This is a genomic window from Paraburkholderia sp. SUR17, assembly GCF_029536165.1.
GTDB lineage: Bacteria > Pseudomonadota > Gammaproteobacteria > Burkholderiales > Burkholderiaceae > Paraburkholderia > Paraburkholderia kururiensis.
In genome coordinates this window covers 1,933,088-1,951,761 of sequence record NZ_CP120508.1, presented here as the reverse complement: position 1 = coordinate 1,951,761, position 18,674 = coordinate 1,933,088, and the positions used below count along the sequence as shown (strand labels likewise).

Sequence of the window (18,674 nt, the reverse complement as noted above, 5' to 3'; positions counted from 1 at the left end):
CCGCGGGTTTTTTATTGCCCAGAAAGCTTCGAAAGTTCGCCGGGAAGGCCTGCCCGATCAGGCTCAACCCCGCTTGACACAAGGGTTTCGGCCTCTTCTAATGACCGGGCCCGGCGCGTTGCCGGGGCCGTCATTTCCCGCGCTTCGTGCGCACTCAGAATTGCCCAAACACATTCTCGGGGGCTGGAATGAATAAAACGGAATTAATCGACCACATCGCTCAACAGGCTGACATCTCGAAGGCCGCAGCGGGACGTGCGCTCGAAGCCGTGATCGCTGGCGTGAAGGGGACGTTGAAGAAGGGTGGTACGGTCACGCTCGTCGGCTTCGGCACATTCGCCGTCGGCAAGCGCACCGCGCGCACGGGCCGCAATCCGCGTACGGGCGCGGCGATCAAGATCAAGGCAGCCAAGGTGCCGAAATTCAGGCCTGGCAAAGCTCTGAAAGATGCGCTAAACTAGCGGGCTCGTTGGTTGATGAGTTGGGCGCTGCAAACAATGCCGCGTCTTACGCGTAGTCAACCGGCAGGCAGTCATGAAGCGTCGCAGCCGAAAGGTAATGGCGCAAGACCGAGGGACGGGTGCTTAGCTCAGTTGGTAGAGCGGCGCCCTTACAAGGCGTAGGTCGGGAGTTCGAGCCTCTCAGCACCCACCAGTTCCCGGTCGGTCCGCCACGTGATTCAGGTACATCGAGCTTGAGGCAGGTGGCAGGGCATCAATAAGGAGTGGTAGTTCAGTCGGTTAGAATACCGGCCTGTCACGCCGGGGGTCGCGGGTTCGAGTCCCGTCCACTCCGCCAGTCAAGCAAGAAGGCGAACTCCGGTTCGCCTTTTTTATTGCCCGCTGTTGTAATATCGGGCGTTCTGTTTTAGGGCTAACGGCTACGCATGCTCGATTTTTTCCGCAATCACCAACGGCTGATGATGTTCATGCTCATCCTGGTTGTGCTGCCAGGTCTGGGCTTCGTAGGCATCCAGGGTTTCCGCGGCTTTTTTGACGACAGCGCGAATATCGCGAGCGTCAACGGGCACAAGATCACGCGCGTCGAGTACGACAATGCGATCCGTCAGCAACTCGATCGCGCCCGGCAGGTGCTCGGCGCCCGCTTCGATCAGAAGCAGTTCGATACACCCGAGCGCCGGCGCCAGATGCTGGACGGACTGATCCAGCAGCGCGTGCTCGCCGATGAAACCCAGCGTCTGCATCTCACGGCATCGGACGAAGCAGTGCGGCGCGTGCTGCTGGCCGACCCGATCATCTCGTCGCTGAAGAAGCCTGACGGCACGATCGACCTGGAGCGATACAAGGAACTGCTCGCCATGCAAGGCATGACGCCCGAGCAGTACGACGAACGTATCCGTTATGGCCTCGCGACTCAGCAACTGCCCGACGCAATTCAAAGTTCTGCGTTCACACCCAAGGCGCTCGCCACGCAGCTCACGGATCTGGCTGAGCAGCAGCGTGAGGTTCAGGGGTTTGCGTTCCGCGCGCGGGACTACGCCTCGAAAGTGCAGCCTACCGATGCGCAACTTCAGGCCTTCTACGACGCACACCGCAACGACTTTGCGACGCCCGCCACGGCTACGATCCAGTATGTCGTGCTGTCCCCGGCCACGGTGGCTGCGGCCGTCCAGCCTTCCGATGCCGACCTGAAGAAGTACTACGACGACAACATCGCGCGCTATCGCACCGAAGGCGAAGTACGTGCGAGCCACATCCTGATCGCGGCGCCGAAGGATGCAAGCGCGGCCGACAAGGAGAAGGCGAAGCAGAAGGCGCTCGCCGTGCTCGCCGAAGTGAAGGTGCACCCGGACCAGTTCGCGCAGATTGCGCAGAAGGAATCGCAGGATCCGGGCTCGGCATCGAAGGGCGGCGATCTTGGCTACTTCACGCGCGGCATGATCGCAGGTGGCCAGGCGTTCGACGACGCAGCGTTCAAGCTCAAGAAGGACGAAGTGAGCGACGTCGTGCAGACGGACTTCGGCTATCACATCATCAAGGTCACGGACGTCAAGCCGTCCGCCACGAAGCCGTTCGATGAAGTGAAAACCGCGATCGCGAGCGAAGTGAAGTCCCAACAGGCCGCGAAGCTGCTTGCGGACGAATCGGAGGGCTTCTCCTCAACGGTGTATGAACAGGCGAAAAGCCTGCAACCCGCTGCGGACAAGTACAAACTGACGCTGCAGACCGCCACCGTGTCCCCGACGCCCAACCCGGCGCTACCGGCGGACAGCCCGCTCAACAACCCGAAGTTGCTGGCCGCTGTGTTCGCAGACGACTCCGTGAAGTCGCACAACAACACCCAGGCCATCGACGTGGGCAACAGTACGCTCATTTCGGCCCACGTCACGGAGTACAAGCCGGCCGCGGTGCCTGCCTTCGATGCCGTGAAAGACGCTGTACGGCAAAAGGTGATCGCGGAACAATCCGCTGAGCTTGCACGCAAGGACGGCACGGCCAGGCTGGCCGCGTTGCAGAAGTCGAAGTCGACGGACGGTTTCTCCTCGCCGCTCAAGGTGTCGCGCAACGATACGCAGGGCGTGCCGCCCGCTGCGCTGAGCGCAATTTACAAGGCCGATGCGAAGAACTTGCCAGCCTACGTCGGAGTGGATCTTGGCGCCGACGGTTACGCAATCTACCGCGTGAACTCGATCGTTCCTGCCGCTCCCGTCGATGCTCAGCGCCTTGCAGGTGCCCAGCAGCAGATCGCTCAGGTGTCGGGGCAAGCGCAGGTGCAAGCCTACGTCGATGCTGTACGCGCCCGTTCGAAGGTGAAGTTGTATGGCTCGGCGGATTCGCCGAGCCAGCCTCAGAGCGGTAACTGAGCAGCGCGCACGCGCCGGCTAACAACGGTATCGGTCGGGCCCGTTCGTGGCCCGGCACATGAAAACAAAGCCCCGCATTCGCGGGGCTTTGTTTTTCTGCACACCGGTTTGGCGTGCGTCGTTTGCAGACGAACTCAACGGTACACGCGAACGATCAAACGAACGCCCGAGCGAACACCCAAGCGAACACGACAGTCACAGGCACGCACTGATGTCGCCGGTTGCGTCGCTGCCCGCGGCGCCGTTCGGGCGGAAACCAGCCCACGTGCCGCCCTTGCCCGACCACGACGGACGAATCACGGCAGCCGCACCATTGGGTGGCTGCTGGCCCGGCGCGTAGACATCGACGGCCTGGCCGTTTGCCAGCATGACCTGCGAGGTGACCTGCTGCTGCGACTTGTCGGCCCATTTCTGGGCGACGCACTGCGCGACAGTGGCCGGCGGCTGCCGGCTTTCTCCAACGGATTGCACGCCCGCGGGACGCGTGGCGCACGCCGATATTGCAACCGTAAGCGCGATAAGCGGTAAGTATTTCACGGCATCTCCCTCCTGTTGCGCTCTGAACGAGCCGGTTGTTGAAGGTGAAGCGAACGTGTCAGATCACCCCTTGCCGGTCATGTTCCGCATCTTCCGGAAACAAGATGTAAAGCGCGCCTTACTGCGTGGCGGGGTTGCGCAGGAGCGGCTTGAGCGTCGGCCAGACGTTGTCGAGCAACGCGGGCTGCGCCTGCTGCGTGGGATGGATCTGGTCCGCCTGGAACATGGCCGGTTTGTTCTCGATCCCTGCGAGCAGGAAAGGTACCAGGGGTATGCGCATGTCCTGCGCGAGCTGGCCGTACAGGCTGTGGAACTTTTGCGTGTAGGCCGGGCCGTAGTTGGGCGGTACGTACATACCGACCAGCACCACTTTCGCGTTGCCGCGCCGCACGCTTTCGACGATGGCGCGCAGGTTGGCTTCCGTGGTCGCGAGCGGTACGCCTCGCAGGGCGTCGTTGGCCCCCAGTTCCACGATCACGATGGCGGGCTTGAGCCGTTGCATCAGCGCAGGCAGGCGCGAGCGGCCGTCGCTGGTGGTGTCGCCGCTGATGCTTGCATTGGCAACGTTATAATCGATCCGCTCGCTGGCGAGGCGCTGACGCAGCAGCGCCACCCAGCCGCTGTCGCGCGGCAGGCCGTATTCGGCGGAGAGGCTGTCGCCCAGCACCACGATGACGGGCTTGCCGGACGGCTGATCGTTCGCGGCAGACGCATCCTGCGGCAAGCAGGCGGCTCCCACGGTGACAACGGCCGCAGCAGCCGCAACCATGCCCCGTGCCGCGACAAGTCGCATGGCGCGTACTTTCAACCTGTGCTTCATCATGCAAAAGAAAACAGATCCAGTCATCGAAGTGCGGGGTGTGTGCAAGAAGGTCAAGGACGCGACAGGCGAGCTCACGATTCTCGACGACATCAATCTGTCGATCGAGGCCGGCAGCAGCGTAGCGATCGTCGGCGCGTCCGGCTCGGGCAAGTCCACGTTGCTCGGATTACTCGCCGGATTGGACAGCGTCACGTCCGGCTCGGTTCGGCTGCTGGGTCATGAACTCACCGAACTCGATGAAGACGGCCGCGCCGCATTGCGCAGCGGCTCGGTCGGTTTCGTCTTCCAGTCATTCCAGTTGATGCCTCACCTCACGGCGCTTGAAAACGTCATGCTGCCGCTCGAACTGCAAGGCGGCGTGTCGGCTCGTGAAGCCTCGGCGCGCGCGCGGGAACTGCTCGAGCAAGTGGGCCTGCGCGAGCGCACGGGGCACTATCCCAAACTGCTTTCGGGCGGCGAGCAGCAGCGCGTGGCGTTGGCGCGCGCGTTCGTCACGCGTCCGGCCATCCTGTTTGCGGACGAGCCCACGGGCAGCCTCGACGCCGCAACCGGCCACGCCGTGATCGACCTGATGTTCGACATGAACCGCGCACATGGCGCGACGCTCGTGCTGGTCACGCATGATGTCGAACTTGCGCGCCGCTGCGACGCCACCGTGACGATCGAAGCGGGCCGTCTCGTCTGAGCGGCCCGCGGCCTTTCCCCGCTTCGTTTGCCGTTCAGCGTTTCAACGCCGAGCGCGCCCGCGCGATCAGGGCGGACGTCGACGAATCGTGTGCCTTCACGTCGCCGGCAGCGGCAGTGAGATCGGCCTCGACCACCTTGCCGAGAATCTTGCCGAGTTCCACGCCCCATTGGTCGAACGGGTTGATGTTCCACACCGTGGCCTGAACCAGCACCTTGTGCTCGTAGAGCGCGATGAGCGCGCCGAGCGAGCGTGCCGTCAGGGCATCGACGAGCAGCGTGGTGGTTGGGCGGTTGCCCGGAAACACGATGTGCGGCACGAGTTCGGGCTTGTTCGGGCCGGCGATCTTGCGCGCTTCCTCGACCGTGCGTCCCAGCATTAGCGCCTCGCTCTGCGCGAAGCAGTTCGCGAGCAGCTTCGCATGGTGGCTCGCGAGCGGATGCTCGGGCGTGAGCACGGCGATGAAGTCGATGGGTACGATCGTCGGGCCCTGATGCAGCATCTGGAAGAACGCGTGCTGGCCGTTCGTGCCGGGTTCGCCCCACGTCACGGCGGAGGTCGGGTAATCCACCGTCGCGCCGTCGAGCCGTGCCGACTTGCCGTTGCTCTCCATCTCCAGTTGCTGGAGGTACGAGGGCAGGTAATGCAGCGCCTCCGAGTAGGGCGCAACGAGATAGCTCTGTGAGCCGAAGAAGTTGCGATACCAGATACCGACGAGCGCTTGCAGCACCGGCAGATTGCGTTCGAGCGGCGCCTCGCGGAAGTGCCGGTCCATGTCGTTCGCGCCGGCGAGCAGTTCGTCGAACTGCGCGGGGCCCACGGCAATCATGATCGAGAGGCCCACCGCCGACCACAGCGAATAGCGTCCGCCTACCCAATCCCACATTTCGAATACGTTTTCGCGGTCGATGCCGAACTTCACGACTTCCGCCGGGTTCGCCGAAACGCCGACGAAATGCTTCGCGAGCCCGCTCTCGGCGCAGCCGCTCGCCACGAACCAGTCGCGCATGGAGCGCGCGTTGGTCATGGTTTCGAGCGTGGTGAACGTCTTCGACACCACGATGGCGAGCGTTTCCTCGGGGTTCAGTCCTTCGAGCGCGCGATGTAGGTCCGCGCCGTCCACGTTGGACACGAAGTGCGTCGAGATGTCGGGCGTCGCGAGGTGATGCAGTGCGTGCACGACCATCTTGGGCCCGAGGTCCGAGCCGCCAATGCCGATGTTCACCACGTGGCGGATGCGCTTGCCCGTGTGTCCCGTCCAGGCGCCGCTGCGTACCTTGTCGGCGAACGCGGCCATCTTCGCGCGCTCGGCCTTCACCTCGGCATGGAAGGGCGCTTGCGGGTCCGTTGCGCGCAGCGCGGTGTGCAAGGCCGCGCGGCCTTCGGTGGGGTTCACGACTTCGCCCGCGAACATCGCGTCCCGACGCGCTTCGACACCGGCCTCGCGTGCAAGCTGAACGAGCAGGCGCAGGGTTTCGTCGGTGATGCGGTTCTTCGAAAAATCGGCGGCGAGACCGCCGCCCGTGAACGTGAAGCGTTCGGCGCGGGTCGGCGCGGTATCGTTCTGCGGCGCGAACCAGTCGCGCAGTTGGGCGTCGCGAATTTGCCCGTAGTGCGTTTGCAGGGCGGACCAGGCGGGAAGCGATTTCAGCGTCGTCATAACGGTTCGTCTAACGATGGGGGCGAAGGGGAAAGGCGGCGCAGTCGCAAATCACCGCCGGCGATGAGGCGTACGAGCCCCGGCGCGCCATGCACCTGCTGCTCATGAGGAACGACGGGCTTGCCGCGAAACAGAGCGACGTGGGGCGCAGTCGCATCACGTCGATCACTCGCGGGACCACATCGCATCGCGAAGGCAGCAGGACCGCCGATCAGGCATTGCAACACATAAGCATTGCAGCAGGGCGGCGGCGGAAGGCGGCGCAGTGGGTCAGTATAGCGTCGTCGTGTGACCGCGGCATGCTCAGGAACTCAGGGCGCGTCGCGGTAGAAGAGCCGGTTGAGCAGCGCACGGACCATCGGCGCGAGTTCGCCCGCCGTGAGCCCCGCGGGGCCGTCGCCGCGCGCCGTGAGATGTTCCGCGGCAAGACCATGCAGATAGACACCGGCGAGCGCGGCGTCCCAGGCCGGCAGCCGCTGCGCGAGCAGCGCACCGATGATGCCCCCCAACACGTCGCCGGTCCCGCCCGTGGCGAGGCCGGCATTGCCCGTGGGATTCACCGCGAGTCGGCCGTCGGGCGCAGCAATCACCGTGCCGCTGCCTTTGAGCACCACAACCGATGCGAAGCGCGAGGCGAGCGCCCGTGCGGCAGCGAGCCGGTCGTGCTGCACGCTGCGCGCGTCGGAGCCGAGCAGGCGCGCTGCTTCCAGCGGATGCGGTGTGAGCACGCAGGGCGACGCAGGCGCCTTGCGTGTCACCAGTTGGCCGGCCAGTGCTTCGTCGCGGGAAAGCAGGTTTAGCGCGTCGGCATCGAGCACTGCGGGCACGCCCGTTTGCAACGCGCGGGTCACCACGTCGCGCGCGTGGTCGCTGCCGCCCATGCCGCAGCCCACGGCGAGCGCGTCCATCGTGTCGAGCGGCAGATCGTCTGCGGCATGGAGCATGAGTTCGGGATGCGGCGCGTCGTAGGGCGGCCAGCCGCTACCGATGAACGCAACGTGAACCTTCCCCGCGCCCGCGTAGAGCGCGGCTCGTGCCGCGAGCACCGGTGCGCCGCACATGCCGGTGTCGCCGCCCACCACCGCGAGGCTGCCGAACGTGCCCTTGTGCGTGGCGAAGCCGCGTGCCGGCAGATGCGATGCGAAGAGGGCGGGCGCGTTGAGCAGCGCGGGCGTATTGAGAAGTGCGGGCGTCTGCGTGTCGACGCCGATGACGCCGATGACGCCGATGGTCGCGACCGTGACCGTGCCCGCGCAATCACGCCCGGCAGTCATGAAGAGCCCAGGCTTCGCACCGATGAAGGTGAGCGTGTGCGTCGCGCGCACCGCCACGCCGCCGCCCACGATGTTGCCGGTATCGCTGTCGAGCCCGCTCGGCACGTCGAGCGCCAGCACGCGCCCGTGAGTGCGCGCATGCTCGCCCAGACGCCCGGCGAGGGCAGCGAACACGCCGTCGAGCGGCCGTCCGAGCCCAATGCCGAACATGCCGTCCACCAGCCAGCCGAAGTTTTCGAACGAAGCGGGCGGTTCCACCGAAATGGGCACGCCCGCGGCGCGGGCTTCGGCCAGCGCCCAGCGCGCATCTTCGGGCTTCACGTCGACCGGCATGCAGACCTCGACGGCGACGCCTGCGCGCAGGAGTTGCGTCGCCATCACGAGCGCGTCGCCACCGTTGTTGCCGGGGCCGGCGACCAGCCAGACCGGGTGGGCCGCATCGACGGAACCGTCATGCGCGGCGTGCTCCCGCAGCCAGTGCGCCGCAGCGGCGCCGGCACGCGCCATCAGCGTGTGGGCGGGCAGCGTGGCTTCGGCGTGTGCCTCGCAGGCGCGCAGGTCCGCTACCGTGAGCAGCGGCAGCGCGCGGTCCTGAGTGGAAACAAGCGCGGGGGAGGTAGGCGAGACGGGCGAAGAGGCGGGCGAGGAGGCGTCGGTCATGGCGGCGGGTCGGAGAGGAACCCCGGTTGAGGAAGCCGGGTGAAGAGCCCCGCCACGGCGCGTCGGCTAGTCTTGCAGCCGCTCGGGCCGCAGCGCGGCGAGCGTGTCGGGCGGCACGGCAGGCGTTGCGCCCGACACGAGGTCTGCAACCACTTTAGCAGAGCCGAGCGCCACGCCCCAACCGGCCGGGCCATGTCCGGCGTTGACGAACAATCGCGGGTGGAGCGCATTGCCGACAGCGGGCAGGCCGTCCGACGCGAGCAGCTTGAGCCCTTCCCATGGCAGCGCGGCGGAAATCTTCGCCGCGCCGGGCACCCAGTCGCGCGATGCTTCGCCGAGCAGCGCGAGCGCGTCTTCGGTGAGCGCTTCGGGCAACGGCTTGTCGGCGAGCCCGGCCGCCTGCAGCACCGCGCCGCCGGCAATGCGCAGGCGCTGGCTGAGCGGCGCGATCACGATGCGCTTCACGCTGTCGATCACGGTCATGTGCGGCGCGCATTCTTCGTGCGCGATGGGCGCGGTGAGCGTGTGCAACCGCAGCGGATAGAGCGGCAGGCGCAGCCCGAGGCGAGCGGCGAGCGGCAGGCTGCCCGCGCCCGCGGCGAGCACCACGGCGTCACCCGAAATCACGTCGACTTCACGCGATCGTGCCGGTTCGCCTTCGCGCGGCGCCAGCTCGACTGCGGCGCGCGTGTTATCGAGGCGGATCGCGGTGACTTCGCGGCCGGTCTGGAATTGCACGCCGCCTTCGGTGTCGAGCACCTGTTTGAGCAGTTTGACGAAGAGCGGGCAGTTCGCGGTGCGTTCGGACTCGAACAGCACGCCGCCCGCAAAGGCGGGCTCGGACGGCACGGCGCGCTCGTGTTCGGCGCATTCGGCAGGCGTGAGCACGTGATGCGGCACCTCGAAGCGGCGCAGCAGGTCGAGTGCAGGCTGCGTGAGTTCCCAGTCGGCGCTGCCGCGCACGAGGTGCAGCACGCCGGTGCTCTGCTCGAATTCGAGTCCGAAGCGACTTTCGATATCGGTAAGCGCGTCGCGCGCGGATTCCACGAGCGGGCGCAGCCGCTCGTACTGCGCGGCGAACGCATTCGCGTCCTGCAGCGCGGCGAGCCGGCGTACGAAGGCGCGCGCGGGCCCGTTGAAGCCAGTCTTGCTGATGACGCCGCTTGCCACGCCGCGGCGGCCCGACATGAAGGTCGGGCCGAACCAGACGTCGAGCGGCGTGGGCAGCACGATGCCGCTATGTCCCCACGTGGCGCCCTGCGCGACCGTGGCGTGGCGTTCGACGACGCACACGCGGTGGCCCGCGGCGCGCAGCTGGTAGGCGGTGGCGACGCCGACAATCCCGCCGCCGATGACGATGACATTCATGATGATTCGATCTGCCGGCCGGAGCGCCGCGGTGCGCGGTGCTTGCCGTGTAGGGGCATGCCCTTGGGGAGCATGTGGCGCGCACAGCGCGCGCCGGTCCGATGAAACCGGCAATGATAGCAGTCAAACGATACAAAGCGCGGCACGCACGCGGCATGCACGCGGCAGCGAGCGCGGCCGGGGACGAGCCCGGGGCGAGCACGCGCAGCAACCCGAAAACGCCCGGCGCAGCCCCGTCGCGCCAAGCCCGGCGGCCCCCACGAGGGGCGGAAAGAGGCGCTTCCGGGTTATAATCGCGGTCTCCCTTTCGCCTCACGTCGCCTTCTCGCGCGACGCATCAGTCCACCGACGCAAGGTCTAGTCCAGTCCATGGCTCACTTCTCGTGTTTCCCCGGCGCGTCCGCGCTTTCCGATTTCCGTCAAACCCGCCTGCTCGAAACGCTCGGCCGGATCGACGCCAACATCGTCGGCGTGCGCGGCCAGTTCCTGCATTTCGTCAACGCGACGAGCCCGCTCGGCGAGGAAGACCGCGCGAAGATCGAGGCGCTCATGCACTACGGCGCGCCGTTCGACGCGGACGAGGCGCGTGGCGCCGAGGAAAGCTTCCTCGTGCTGCCCCGTTTCGGCACCGTGTCGCCGTGGGCCAGCAAGGCGACGGACATCGCTCACCACTGCGGTCTGCATCAGGTGCGCCGCATCGAACGCGGCATCGAATACACGGTGCTGCTGAAGACCGGCCTCTTCGGCGGCAAGAAAGGGCTCACGGACGAGGCGCGCGCCGCGGTGGCCGCCGCGCTGCATGACCGCATGACCGAGAGCGTGGTGGCCTCGCGTGACGACGCCCGGCATCTGTTCGACGAACTGCCCGCGAAGCCGCTCGCGACCGTCGACGTGATCGCGCACGGCTGCGCCGCGCTCGTGACCGCGAACGGCGAGCTGGGGCTCGCGCTGGCGGAAGACGAGATCGACTACCTCGTGGAGGCGTTCACGAAGCTCGGCCGTAATCCCACGGACGTCGAACTCATGATGTTCGCGCAGGCCAACAGCGAACACTGCCGCCACAAGATCTTCAACGCGCAATGGACTATCGACGGCGAGCCGCAGGACGTGTCGCTGTTCCAGATGATCCGCAACACCGAAAAGCTCAATCCGCAGGGCACGATCGTCGCGTACTCGGACAATTCCGCGATCATGGAAGGCGCCACCGCCGAGCGCTGGTTCCCGCGCAAGGCAACGGACGGTCCGAACGAGAAGTACGGCCGCCACACCGAGCTCGTGCACACGCTCATGAAGGTGGAGACGCACAACCACCCCACGGCGATTTCGCCGTTCCCGGGTGCCGCCACAGGCGCCGGCGGCGAGATCCGCGACGAAGGCGCGACCGGGCGCGGCGCGCGTCCCAAGGCGGGTCTGACGGGCTTCACGGTGTCCAACCTCGAGTTGCCCGATGCCCGCGAGGCCTGGGAAAACGCCCGCGACGTGGCCCAGCCGCTCGCGCACCGTGATCCCTCGGCAGAAGGCATGTATGGTGCCTATGGCCGCCCGGACCGCATCGCGTCGCCGCTGCAGATCATGATCGACGGCCCGCTCGGCGGCGCCGCGTTCAACAACGAATTCGGCCGGCCGAACCTGGGCGGCTACTTCCGCGTCTACGAGCAGAACGTGGCCGGCACCGTGCGCGGCTATCACAAGCCCATCATGATCGCGGGCGGCATCGGTAACATTTCGTCCGGGCATACGCACAAGCACGATTTGCCGGAAGGTTCGCTGCTGATCCAGATCGGCGGCCCGGGCATGCGCATCGGCATGGGCGGCGGCGCGGCCAGCTCGATGGCCACCGGCACCAACACGGCAGAACTGGATTTCGACTCGGTCCAGCGCGGCAATCCTGAAATCGAACGGCGCGCGCAGGAAGTCATCAACGCGTGCTGGCAGCTGGGCGACGGTAATCCGATCCTGAGCATTCACGACGTCGGCGCGGGCGGTCTCTCGAACGCGTTCCCGGAACTGGTCGACGGCGCGGGCAAGGGCGCGCGTTTCGAGCTGCGCAAGGTCGCGCTCGAAGAGAGCGGCCTCTCGCCGCGCGAAATCTGGTCAAACGAGGCGCAGGAGCGCTATGTGCTCGCCATCGCGCCGACCGACCTCGCCCTGTTCGAAGCGATCTGCGCGCGCGAGCGCTGCCCGTTCGCCGTGGTCGGCGTGGCGACCGCTGAGCGTCAGTTGAAGCTGATCGATGCCGAGCATGCCGCCGCGGGTGAACCGCAGCCCGTCGACATGCCCATGGACATCCTGCTCGGCAAGCCGCCGCGCATGCACCGCGACGTGAAGCGCGAGGCGAAGACGCTCACGCCCGTGGACGTGACGGGCGTCGCCTTCGACGAAGTGGCTACGAGCGTGCTGCGCCACCCGACGGTGGGCAGCAAGTCGTTCCTCATTACGATTGGCGACCGCACGGTGGGCGGCACCAGCGTGCGCGACCAGATGGTCGGCCCGTGGCAGGTGCCGGTGGCCGACTGCGCGATCACGACGATGGACTACGCGGGCTTTCACGGCGAAGCCATGACGATGGCCGAGCGCACGCCGCTCGCCGTCATCGACGCGCCCGCATCGGGCCGCATGGCCGTGGGCGAGGCCATTACGAACATCGCGTCGGCGCCCATCGCGTCGCTCGACAAGCTCAAGCTCTCCGCGAACTGGATGGCCGCGTGCGGCTCGCCGGGCGAGGACGCGGCGCTCTTCGAAACCGTGAAGGCGATCGGCATGGAACTGTGCCCGGCGCTCGGCATCGGCATTCCCGTGGGCAAAGACTCGCTGTCGATGCGCACGAAGTGGGACGAGAACGGGGTCGCGAAGGAAGTCGTGGCGCCGGTCTCGCTCATCATCTCGGCCTTCGCGCCCGTGGAAGACGTGCGCCGCCACCTCACGCCGCAACTGCGCACCCACGACGAAGCCGGCGAGGCGCTGGACTCGGTGCTGATCGCCATCGACCTCGGCCGCGGCAAGCATCGCATGGGCGGCAGCATCTTCGCGCAGGTCACGCAGCAGATCGGCGACGCGGTGCCCGACGTGGACGACGCCGAAGACCTGAAGCGCTTCTTCAACGCCATTCAGTCGCTCAACGCGAAGGACCAGTTGCTCGCCTATCACGACCGCTCGGACGGCGGCCTTTGGGCCACGGTCTGCGAAATGGCGTTCGCGGGGCACGTGGGCGTGTCGCTGAACGTGGACATGCTGACGCTGGACGCGGACCACGAGTTCGACTACGGCGACGCCAAAGACTGGGCAAAGCAGACGAGCGGCCGTCGCGAAGACCGCACGCTGCGCGCGCTGTTCTCCGAGGAACTGGGCGCCGTAATCCAGGTGCGCGCAGCGGAGCGCGACGTGGTGCTGGGCGCGCTGCGCGAGCATGGTCTTTCGACGTGCTCGCATGTGATCGGCAAGCCGAACACGCACGACACCATCGAGATCTATCGCGACGCGAAGAAGGTCTACAGCGCGCCGCGCGCCGAACTGCAACGTGCGTGGAGCGAAGTGAGCTGGCGCATCTCGCGCCTGCGCGACAACCCCGCGTGCGCCGACGCCGAATACGACGCGCTGCTCGACGCGAACGACCCCGGCATCACGCCACGCCTCACGTTCGACCCGGCCGAAGACGTGGCTGCGCCGTTCATCGGCAAGGGCGCGCGGCCGCGTGTGGCGATCCTGCGCGAGCAGGGCGTGAACTCGCATCTCGAAACGGCCTATGCCTTCGACCGCGCCGGCTTCGACGCGCACGACGTTCACATGAGCGATCTGCTGGAAGGCCGCGCGACGCTCGCCGACTTCACGGGCGCCGTGGCTTGCGGCGGCTTTTCGTACGGCGACGTGCTGGGCGCAGGCGAGGGCTGGGCGAAGACGATCCGCTTCAATGCCCAACTGGCCGACATGTTCGCCGCGTTCTTCGCGCGCAAGGACACGTTCGCGCTCGGCATCTGTAACGGCTGCCAGATGCTGTCGAGCCTCGCCTCGATGATTCCGGGCGCCGAGGCATGGCCGAAGTTCACGCGCAACAAGTCGGAGAAGTTCGAAGCGCGCTTCTCGTTCGTCGAAGTTCAGGCGTCGCCGTCGCTCTTCTTCGCGGGCATGGAAGGCTCGCGCATTCCGGTGGCGGTCGCGCACGGCGAAGGTTTCGCCGACTTCTCGCAGCAGGGCGACGCGGCGCGCGTGGCCGTGGCGATGCGCTTCGTCGACCATCAAGGCTCGGCGACCGAACGCTATCCGTTCAATCCGAATGGCTCGCCGAACGGCATCACCTCGGTCACCACGCCGGACGGCCGCTTCACGGTGCTGATGCCGCACATGGAGCGCGTGCATCGCACGGTGCAGATGAGCTGGCATCCCGAGGGCTGGGGCGAAGCGAGCCCGTGGATGCGCGTGTTCCAGAACGCGCGCCGCTGGCTCGGTTGACGGGTCTTTCGGGCGGCACGCCGCCATAAACGACAATGCCGCCCGAGGGCGGCATTGTTTTTGGAAGCGCGCCGCTGCAACAGCAACGGCGCCGTTCCGTTCGGCGTTACTGGATCTTCGCCTGCTTGCGCAGGTTTTCCTCGAACGCCTGAAGCTTTTCCTGCTGCATCTGCTGGACGATCTGCGTCTTCACCTGTTCGAGCGGCGGCGGGGTGATGTCGCGAATGCCGTCCACGCGGATGATGTGCCAGCCGAACTGCGTGTGCACCGGCGTATCCGTCATCTGGCCTTGCTGGAGCTTCTGCGCCGCTGCGGCGAACTCGGGCACGTAGGCGCGCGGATCCGACCAGTCGAGATCGCCGCCGTTCTTGCCCGATCCCGGGTCCTTCGAGTACTGCTTCGCGAGGTCTTCGAAGCTCGCGCCGGCCTTGATCTTTGCGATCAGGTCTTTGGCCTGCTGCTCGTTGTCCACGAGGATGTGGTGCAGGTGATATTCCTTGCCGCCCGCCTCATGAACCAGCTTGTCGTAGCGTGCCTTGATATCCGCATCCGTGGGCGCGTTGTTCTTCATGAAGTCTTCGATCAGCGCGCGCAGCACGACGGTCTGCTGGGCAACGGCGATCTGCGCCTTGATGTCCGGCCGCGTGGGCAGCCCGCGGCGCGCCGCTTCTTGCATGAGGATTTCGCGATTGACCAGCTCTTCGCGCACTGCCGTTTGAAGTTGCGGCGTGTCCTGCTGGCCTTGATGCACGAGCTGTGCGATCAGCGCGTCGGCGCGCGACTTCGGAATCGGCGTGCCGTTCACGACGGCGATGTTCTGTGCAAACGCGGGCGCGGCCGCGAACGCAGCCAGCATCACCCAGAGACGGGTCTTCTTCAAGGTCATCGGAAAAGTCCTAACGGAGCAAAGAAATGTGGGCTTGCTAGCGGGGCAGCGAGCCGGCTTCTTCGGGCGTGTACGCCGTGATGGCGAGCGCGTGAATGCCGCGCTGCAGCGCATCGGCCAGCGCATCATACACCATGCGATGCCGCGCCACGCGTGGCTTGCCCGCGAACGCGGCGGCCACGATCGTCACGCTGTAATGGCCGCCGGCAGAGGCGCCGGCGTGGCCCGCATGCTGCGCGCTGTCGTCGCGAACGTCGAGGGAAACCACGGGCGCAAGTGCCGCGCAAAGGCGGCTGCGGATGAGCGCGAGGCGCTCGTCGGGGCTGGCGTGCAGGAAGGTGTCGCTCACGTCTTACTCCTCTTCCTTCATGTACTTCGCGAGCCACAGGCTCTGCCCGACGATGAACACCACCAGCAGGCCGGTCGCGCCGAAGAGCTTGAAGTTGACCCAAGTGTCGGTCGTGAAGTTATAGGCAACGAACAGGTTGACGAAGCCGAGCAGCACGAAGAACACGGCCCACACGATGTTGAGCTGGCCCCACACGCGGTGCGGCAGCGTGATCTGCTTGCCCATCATCGCTTCGATCAGATTCTTGCCGAACGCGAACTGCGAAAACACGAGCACGACGGAAAACGCCCAGTACAGCACCGTGGGTTTCCACTTGATGAACGTGTCGTTGTGGAACACGAGCGTTGCGCCGCCGAACACGGTGACGACGCCGAGGCTGATCCACAGCATCGTGTCGACCTTGCGATGCCGGAACGCGACCCATGCGATCTGCACGAGCGTCGCGGCAATCGCGACGGCCGTGGCCGGGAAGATGCCCCACACCTTGAACGCGATGAAGAACAGGATGATGGGGAACAGATCGAACAGGAATTTCATCGTGGGTTGAGGTTCCGGAGAATGGGAGGTGCGGGCGCAGCCGGGGCGGGTGCGGCGCGCGAAACATCTTGCGTCGTGCCGCGTTGCCGCCCGGCGCGTGGCGGCGTGGAATCGCGGGGCCGGGCAATACGCTCAGTCGTTGCCGGAATCGGGGGCGTACCGGCGATGATCAGCCAAGACTGGCAAAACCCGGCGCCACCAGCAAAACCCGCCGTTATTTCGGCTCGAATTGTAGCGCAGCCGAATTGATGCAGTACCGCAGGCCGGAGGGTGCGGGACCGTCTTCGAAGACGTGGCCCAGATGGGCGCCGCAATGCTTGCAGCGCACTTCGATGCGAAGCATGCCGTGCGAGCGGTCGGTGCGTTCTTCGATGACCTCGCCGTTGATCGGGCGGAAGTAGCTCGGCCAGCCGCAACCCGCGTCGAACTTCGTGTCCGATTCGAACAGCGGCGTGCCGCAACAGACGCAGTCGTAGACGCCGCGGTCCCAGTGGTCCCAGTAGCGGCCCGTGAACGGGCGCTCGGTCGCGGCGTGGCGCGTCACCTGGTACTCGGTTTCGGAAAGCTTCGAGCGCCAGTCAGCGTCGTCCTGGTGTCCGGGGTAGGCGTCGGAGTTGTGATCGTCCTCGGTCATGGTGTGTCCTGTGGGTTGTTTCTGTGGGTCTTGCCCGGGGGGCTCTCCCATGAGTCTTTCCCATGGGTCTTTCCCGCTAAAGGGCGAAGAACGGTGGCATCGCGAATCGTGCGATCACGACGAGCAGCTCACTTCGAGCGAGCCGGCCCAGTCGGGCGGCAGCGCCGCATAGCGCTCGTATTCGGGCTGTTCGTCGAATGGGTGTTGCAGCACGGCGGCGAGGCGTTCCACCTCGCTGAAGTCTTTTTCCTTCGCGCGGCGAATCGCCGTTTCCGCAAGGTGATTGCGCAACACAAACTTCGGATTCACGCGATTCATGGCCGCGGCACGCGACGCGTCGTCGCGCGCTTCCGCTGCGAGCCGCGTGCGATAGTCGGCGGCCCAGGCGTCGAAGGCTGCGCGGTCGAGGAACAGGTCGCGCACCGGCGCGTCGGCGCTCACGTCGTCCTTTCTGTGCTTGGATACACGGGCGAGATGGCGGAACGTCAGCGTGAAGTCGGCGCGGTTGGCGTGCATGATTTCGAGCAACCGGTTGGCGAGTGCGTCGTCGCCGTCGCGCGCGGTCTCGAGACCGAGCTTGTCGCGCAGCCGCTGTTCGAGTGACGGCGCGAAGCGTTCCTTGAAACCTTCCAGCACGCGCTGCGCGTCTTCTACGGCACGCTCGCCGCGCTTCGCTTCTTCATGGCGCTCACCGATGACGGGCAGCAGCGCCTGCGCGAGGCAGAACAGGTTCCAGTAAGCGATCTGCGGCTGCATGCGGTACGCGTAGCGGCCCTGCGAGTCCGAGTGATTGCAGATGTGGCCGGCGTCGAAGCCGTCCATGAAACCGAAGGGACCATAGTCGATGGTGAGGCCGAGAATCGACATGTTGTCGGTGTTCATCACGCCGTGGCAAAAACCCACCGCTTGCCACTGCGCGACGAGCCCGGCCGTGGACTGCACTGCCTCGGCAAGCAGCGCGAGGTATGGGTCGTCGGCTTCGCGGCAGTGCGGATAGAAGCGCTCGATGACGTGATCGGCGAGCGTGCGCAGCGCATCGACGCGGTCGTTCGCGTAGAAGTGTTCGAAGTGGCCGAAGCGCACAAAGCTGGGCGACACGCGCGTGACCACTGCCGCCGTTTCGATCTCCTCGCGTCGCACCGGCTGATCCGAGCCCGTTACGCAAAGCGCACGCGTGGTCGGAATGCCCAGGTGGTGCATGGCCTCGGAGCACAGGAACTCGCGAATCGACGAGCGCAGCACGGCGCGTCCGTCGCCCAAGCGCGAATAGGGCGTGCGGCCGCTGCCTTTCAGTTGCAGCTCATAGCGCCGGCCGGCGTGCTCGACTTCGCCGAGCCCAATCGCGCGTCCGTCGCCCAGTTGCCCGGCCCACACGCCGAACTGGTGTCCCGAATACACGGACGCGTAAGGCATCGCATGATCGGACCAGTCGCGGGTGGTGTTGCCGCTGAACCAGGCGGCGAAGCCGGGGTCTTTTACGACAGCAGGATCGAATCCGAGCAGCCGCGCCGTCTCTGCCGAAAAGCCCACGACGTAGGGCTCCGGCAGCGGCGCGGCGGGCAATCGCGTCATGAAGGTCGGCCCGAGCCCCGCGAACGCGCCTTCGCGCGACGTCGTGATGGACGACGTGACGCGCGAGAGCACGGACGTGGATGCGCCCTGTTCGACAGTGCCCGCCGTGGCGGAAGAATCATCGGAATGGGTGGTCACAGCCGCGTCGCTACGGCCGGCGGCTTGTGAAGTGCCTGGTGAAAACGACATGTTGAGCGCCTCTGGATTAACCGATATTGTAAGTCCGCGTCCGCGGGCCTGCAGGCGGCCTGGCCGGCCCGGTCAAGGCCTCACGGCTGGGCCGTAGCGAGGCTTCAGTGGCGAGGGCTTCACACTGCCGCCGCGGCTACCGCGGTTCTGTCCTCCGCGGCGCCTCGCGAAATGTCGAGCGGCCTGCCATCGCAGCGCCGTGACAGACACGGTAAAGACAAAACGAGCAC

At 66.2% G+C, this 18,674-nt stretch carries 14 protein-coding genes and 2 tRNA genes; 6 read left to right on the top strand and 10 right to left on the bottom strand.

What is annotated here, in order from left to right:
- Positions 1–188: 188 nt before the first annotated feature.
- The 4 genes from P2869_RS08610 (at position 189) to P2869_RS08595 (ending at position 2,824) form a co-directional block, all read left to right on the top strand.
- Positions 189–461 (top strand): HU family DNA-binding protein, encoded by a 273-nt coding sequence (locus tag P2869_RS08610; RefSeq protein ID WP_017773870.1) that lies wholly within the window; start codon positions 189–191, stop codon positions 459–461.
- Between the two features lie 117 nt (positions 462–578).
- Positions 579–654, top strand: a tRNA-Val gene (locus P2869_RS08605).
- Positions 655–721: 67 nt separating this feature from the next.
- Positions 722–798, top strand: a tRNA-Asp gene (locus tag P2869_RS08600).
- Between the two features lie 88 nt (positions 799–886).
- Complete coding sequence (locus P2869_RS08595; protein WP_277598025.1) at positions 887–2,824, top strand: SurA N-terminal domain-containing protein; 1,938 nt, start codon at positions 887–889, stop codon at positions 2,822–2,824.
- 195 nt (positions 2,825–3,019) lie between these two features.
- On the opposite strand, the gene P2869_RS08590 is transcribed toward P2869_RS08595, so the two are convergent.
- Together P2869_RS08590 and P2869_RS08585 are read right to left on the bottom strand one after the other, a co-directional pair.
- The gene (locus P2869_RS08590) at positions 3,020–3,361 is read right to left on the bottom strand and encodes a hypothetical protein (protein WP_126877320.1); all 342 of its coding nucleotides are present in this window, start codon (positions 3,359–3,361) and stop codon (positions 3,020–3,022) included.
- A 118-nt stretch (positions 3,362–3,479) separates the two neighbouring features.
- Positions 3,480–4,154: an arylesterase gene (locus P2869_RS08585; RefSeq protein WP_277598024.1), complete on the bottom strand. Its 675-nt coding sequence runs from the start codon at positions 4,152–4,154 to the stop codon at positions 3,480–3,482.
- Between the two features lie 28 nt (positions 4,155–4,182).
- Between P2869_RS08585 and P2869_RS08580 the strand changes: the two genes are divergently transcribed.
- Positions 4,183–4,869, top strand: a complete 687-nt coding sequence (locus P2869_RS08580; protein ID WP_277598023.1) for an ABC transporter ATP-binding protein — start codon at positions 4,183–4,185, stop codon at positions 4,867–4,869.
- Positions 4,870–4,903: 34 nt separating this feature from the next.
- Here the strand turns inward: P2869_RS08580 and pgi are convergent, their stop codons facing one another.
- The 3 genes from pgi to P2869_RS08565 all read right to left on the bottom strand — a co-directional run bounded on the left by pgi (position 4,904) and on the right by P2869_RS08565 (position 9,831).
- Positions 4,904–6,529 carry a glucose-6-phosphate isomerase gene (gene pgi / locus P2869_RS08575; protein WP_277598022.1) on the bottom strand — a complete coding sequence of 542 codons (1,626 nt, stop codon included), beginning with the start codon at positions 6,527–6,529 and terminating at the stop codon, positions 4,904–4,906.
- A 311-nt stretch (positions 6,530–6,840) separates the two neighbouring features.
- On the bottom strand, positions 6,841–8,463 hold the full coding sequence (locus P2869_RS08570) for an NAD(P)H-hydrate dehydratase (RefSeq protein WP_277598021.1): 1,623 nt from the start codon (positions 8,461–8,463) through the stop codon (positions 6,841–6,843).
- A 66-nt stretch (positions 8,464–8,529) separates the two neighbouring features.
- Positions 8,530–9,831 carry an FAD-dependent oxidoreductase gene (locus P2869_RS08565; protein ID WP_017773877.1) on the bottom strand — a complete coding sequence of 434 codons (1,302 nt, stop codon included), beginning with the start codon at positions 9,829–9,831 and terminating at the stop codon, positions 8,530–8,532.
- A 369-nt stretch (positions 9,832–10,200) separates the two neighbouring features.
- Here P2869_RS08565 and purL point away from each other — a divergent pair, with 369 nt between their 5' ends.
- Positions 10,201–14,277, top strand: coding sequence for a phosphoribosylformylglycinamidine synthase (purL, locus tag P2869_RS08560; RefSeq protein WP_277598020.1), 4,077 nt, complete (start codon positions 10,201–10,203; stop codon positions 14,275–14,277).
- Positions 14,278–14,383: 106 nt separating this feature from the next.
- Here purL and P2869_RS08555 read toward each other — a convergent pair whose 3' ends face one another.
- The 5 genes from P2869_RS08555 to P2869_RS08535 form a co-directional block, all read right to left on the bottom strand.
- Positions 14,384–15,163 carry a peptidylprolyl isomerase gene (locus P2869_RS08555; RefSeq protein WP_017773879.1) on the bottom strand — a complete coding sequence of 260 codons (780 nt, stop codon included), beginning with the start codon at positions 15,161–15,163 and terminating at the stop codon, positions 14,384–14,386.
- A gap of 37 nt (positions 15,164–15,200) precedes the next feature.
- Complete coding sequence (locus P2869_RS08550; protein WP_017773880.1) at positions 15,201–15,512, bottom strand: BolA family protein; 312 nt, start codon at positions 15,510–15,512, stop codon at positions 15,201–15,203.
- A gap of 3 nt (positions 15,513–15,515) precedes the next feature.
- Positions 15,516–16,049, bottom strand: a complete 534-nt coding sequence (locus P2869_RS08545) for a septation protein A (protein ID WP_126877313.1) — start codon at positions 16,047–16,049, stop codon at positions 15,516–15,518.
- A gap of 214 nt (positions 16,050–16,263) precedes the next feature.
- Positions 16,264–16,683, bottom strand: coding sequence for a peptide-methionine (R)-S-oxide reductase MsrB (msrB, locus tag P2869_RS08540; RefSeq protein ID WP_017773882.1), 420 nt, complete (start codon positions 16,681–16,683; stop codon positions 16,264–16,266).
- 114 nt (positions 16,684–16,797) lie between these two features.
- Positions 16,798–18,444, bottom strand: coding sequence for a protein adenylyltransferase SelO (locus P2869_RS08535; protein WP_277598019.1), 1,647 nt, complete (start codon positions 18,442–18,444; stop codon positions 16,798–16,800).
- Between the last annotated feature and the right edge of the window lie 230 nt (positions 18,445–18,674).

What these genes read in the sequence shown, in the direction of transcription:
- P2869_RS08565 (WP_017773877.1), bottom strand. Translation starts at nt 9,831, where the DNA reads ATGAATGTCATCGTCATCGGCGGCGGGATTGTCGGCGTCGCCACCGCC.
- P2869_RS08580 (WP_277598023.1), top strand. Translation starts at nt 4,183, where the DNA reads ATGCAAAAGAAAACAGATCCAGTCATCGAAGTGCGGGGTGTGTGCAAG.
- P2869_RS08545 (WP_126877313.1), bottom strand. Translation starts at nt 16,049, where the DNA reads ATGAAATTCCTGTTCGATCTGTTCCCCATCATCCTGTTCTTCATCGCG.
- P2869_RS08535 (WP_277598019.1), bottom strand. Translation starts at nt 18,444, where the DNA reads ATGTCGTTTTCACCAGGCACTTCACAAGCCGCCGGCCGTAGCGACGCG.
- msrB (WP_017773882.1), bottom strand. Translation starts at nt 16,683, where the DNA reads ATGACCGAGGACGATCACAACTCCGACGCCTACCCCGGACACCAGGAC.
- P2869_RS08610 (WP_017773870.1), top strand. Translation starts at nt 189, where the DNA reads ATGAATAAAACGGAATTAATCGACCACATCGCTCAACAGGCTGACATC.
- P2869_RS08570 (WP_277598021.1), bottom strand. Translation starts at nt 8,463, where the DNA reads ATGACCGACGCCTCCTCGCCCGCCTCTTCGCCCGTCTCGCCTACCTCC.
- P2869_RS08555 (WP_017773879.1), bottom strand. Translation starts at nt 15,163, where the DNA reads ATGACCTTGAAGAAGACCCGTCTCTGGGTGATGCTGGCTGCGTTCGCG.
- pgi (WP_277598022.1), bottom strand. Translation starts at nt 6,529, where the DNA reads ATGACGACGCTGAAATCGCTTCCCGCCTGGTCCGCCCTGCAAACGCAC.
- P2869_RS08585 (WP_277598024.1), bottom strand. Translation starts at nt 4,154, where the DNA reads ATGCGACTTGTCGCGGCACGGGGCATGGTTGCGGCTGCTGCGGCCGTT.
- purL (WP_277598020.1), top strand. Translation starts at nt 10,201, where the DNA reads ATGGCTCACTTCTCGTGTTTCCCCGGCGCGTCCGCGCTTTCCGATTTC.
- P2869_RS08595 (WP_277598025.1), top strand. Translation starts at nt 887, where the DNA reads ATGCTCGATTTTTTCCGCAATCACCAACGGCTGATGATGTTCATGCTC.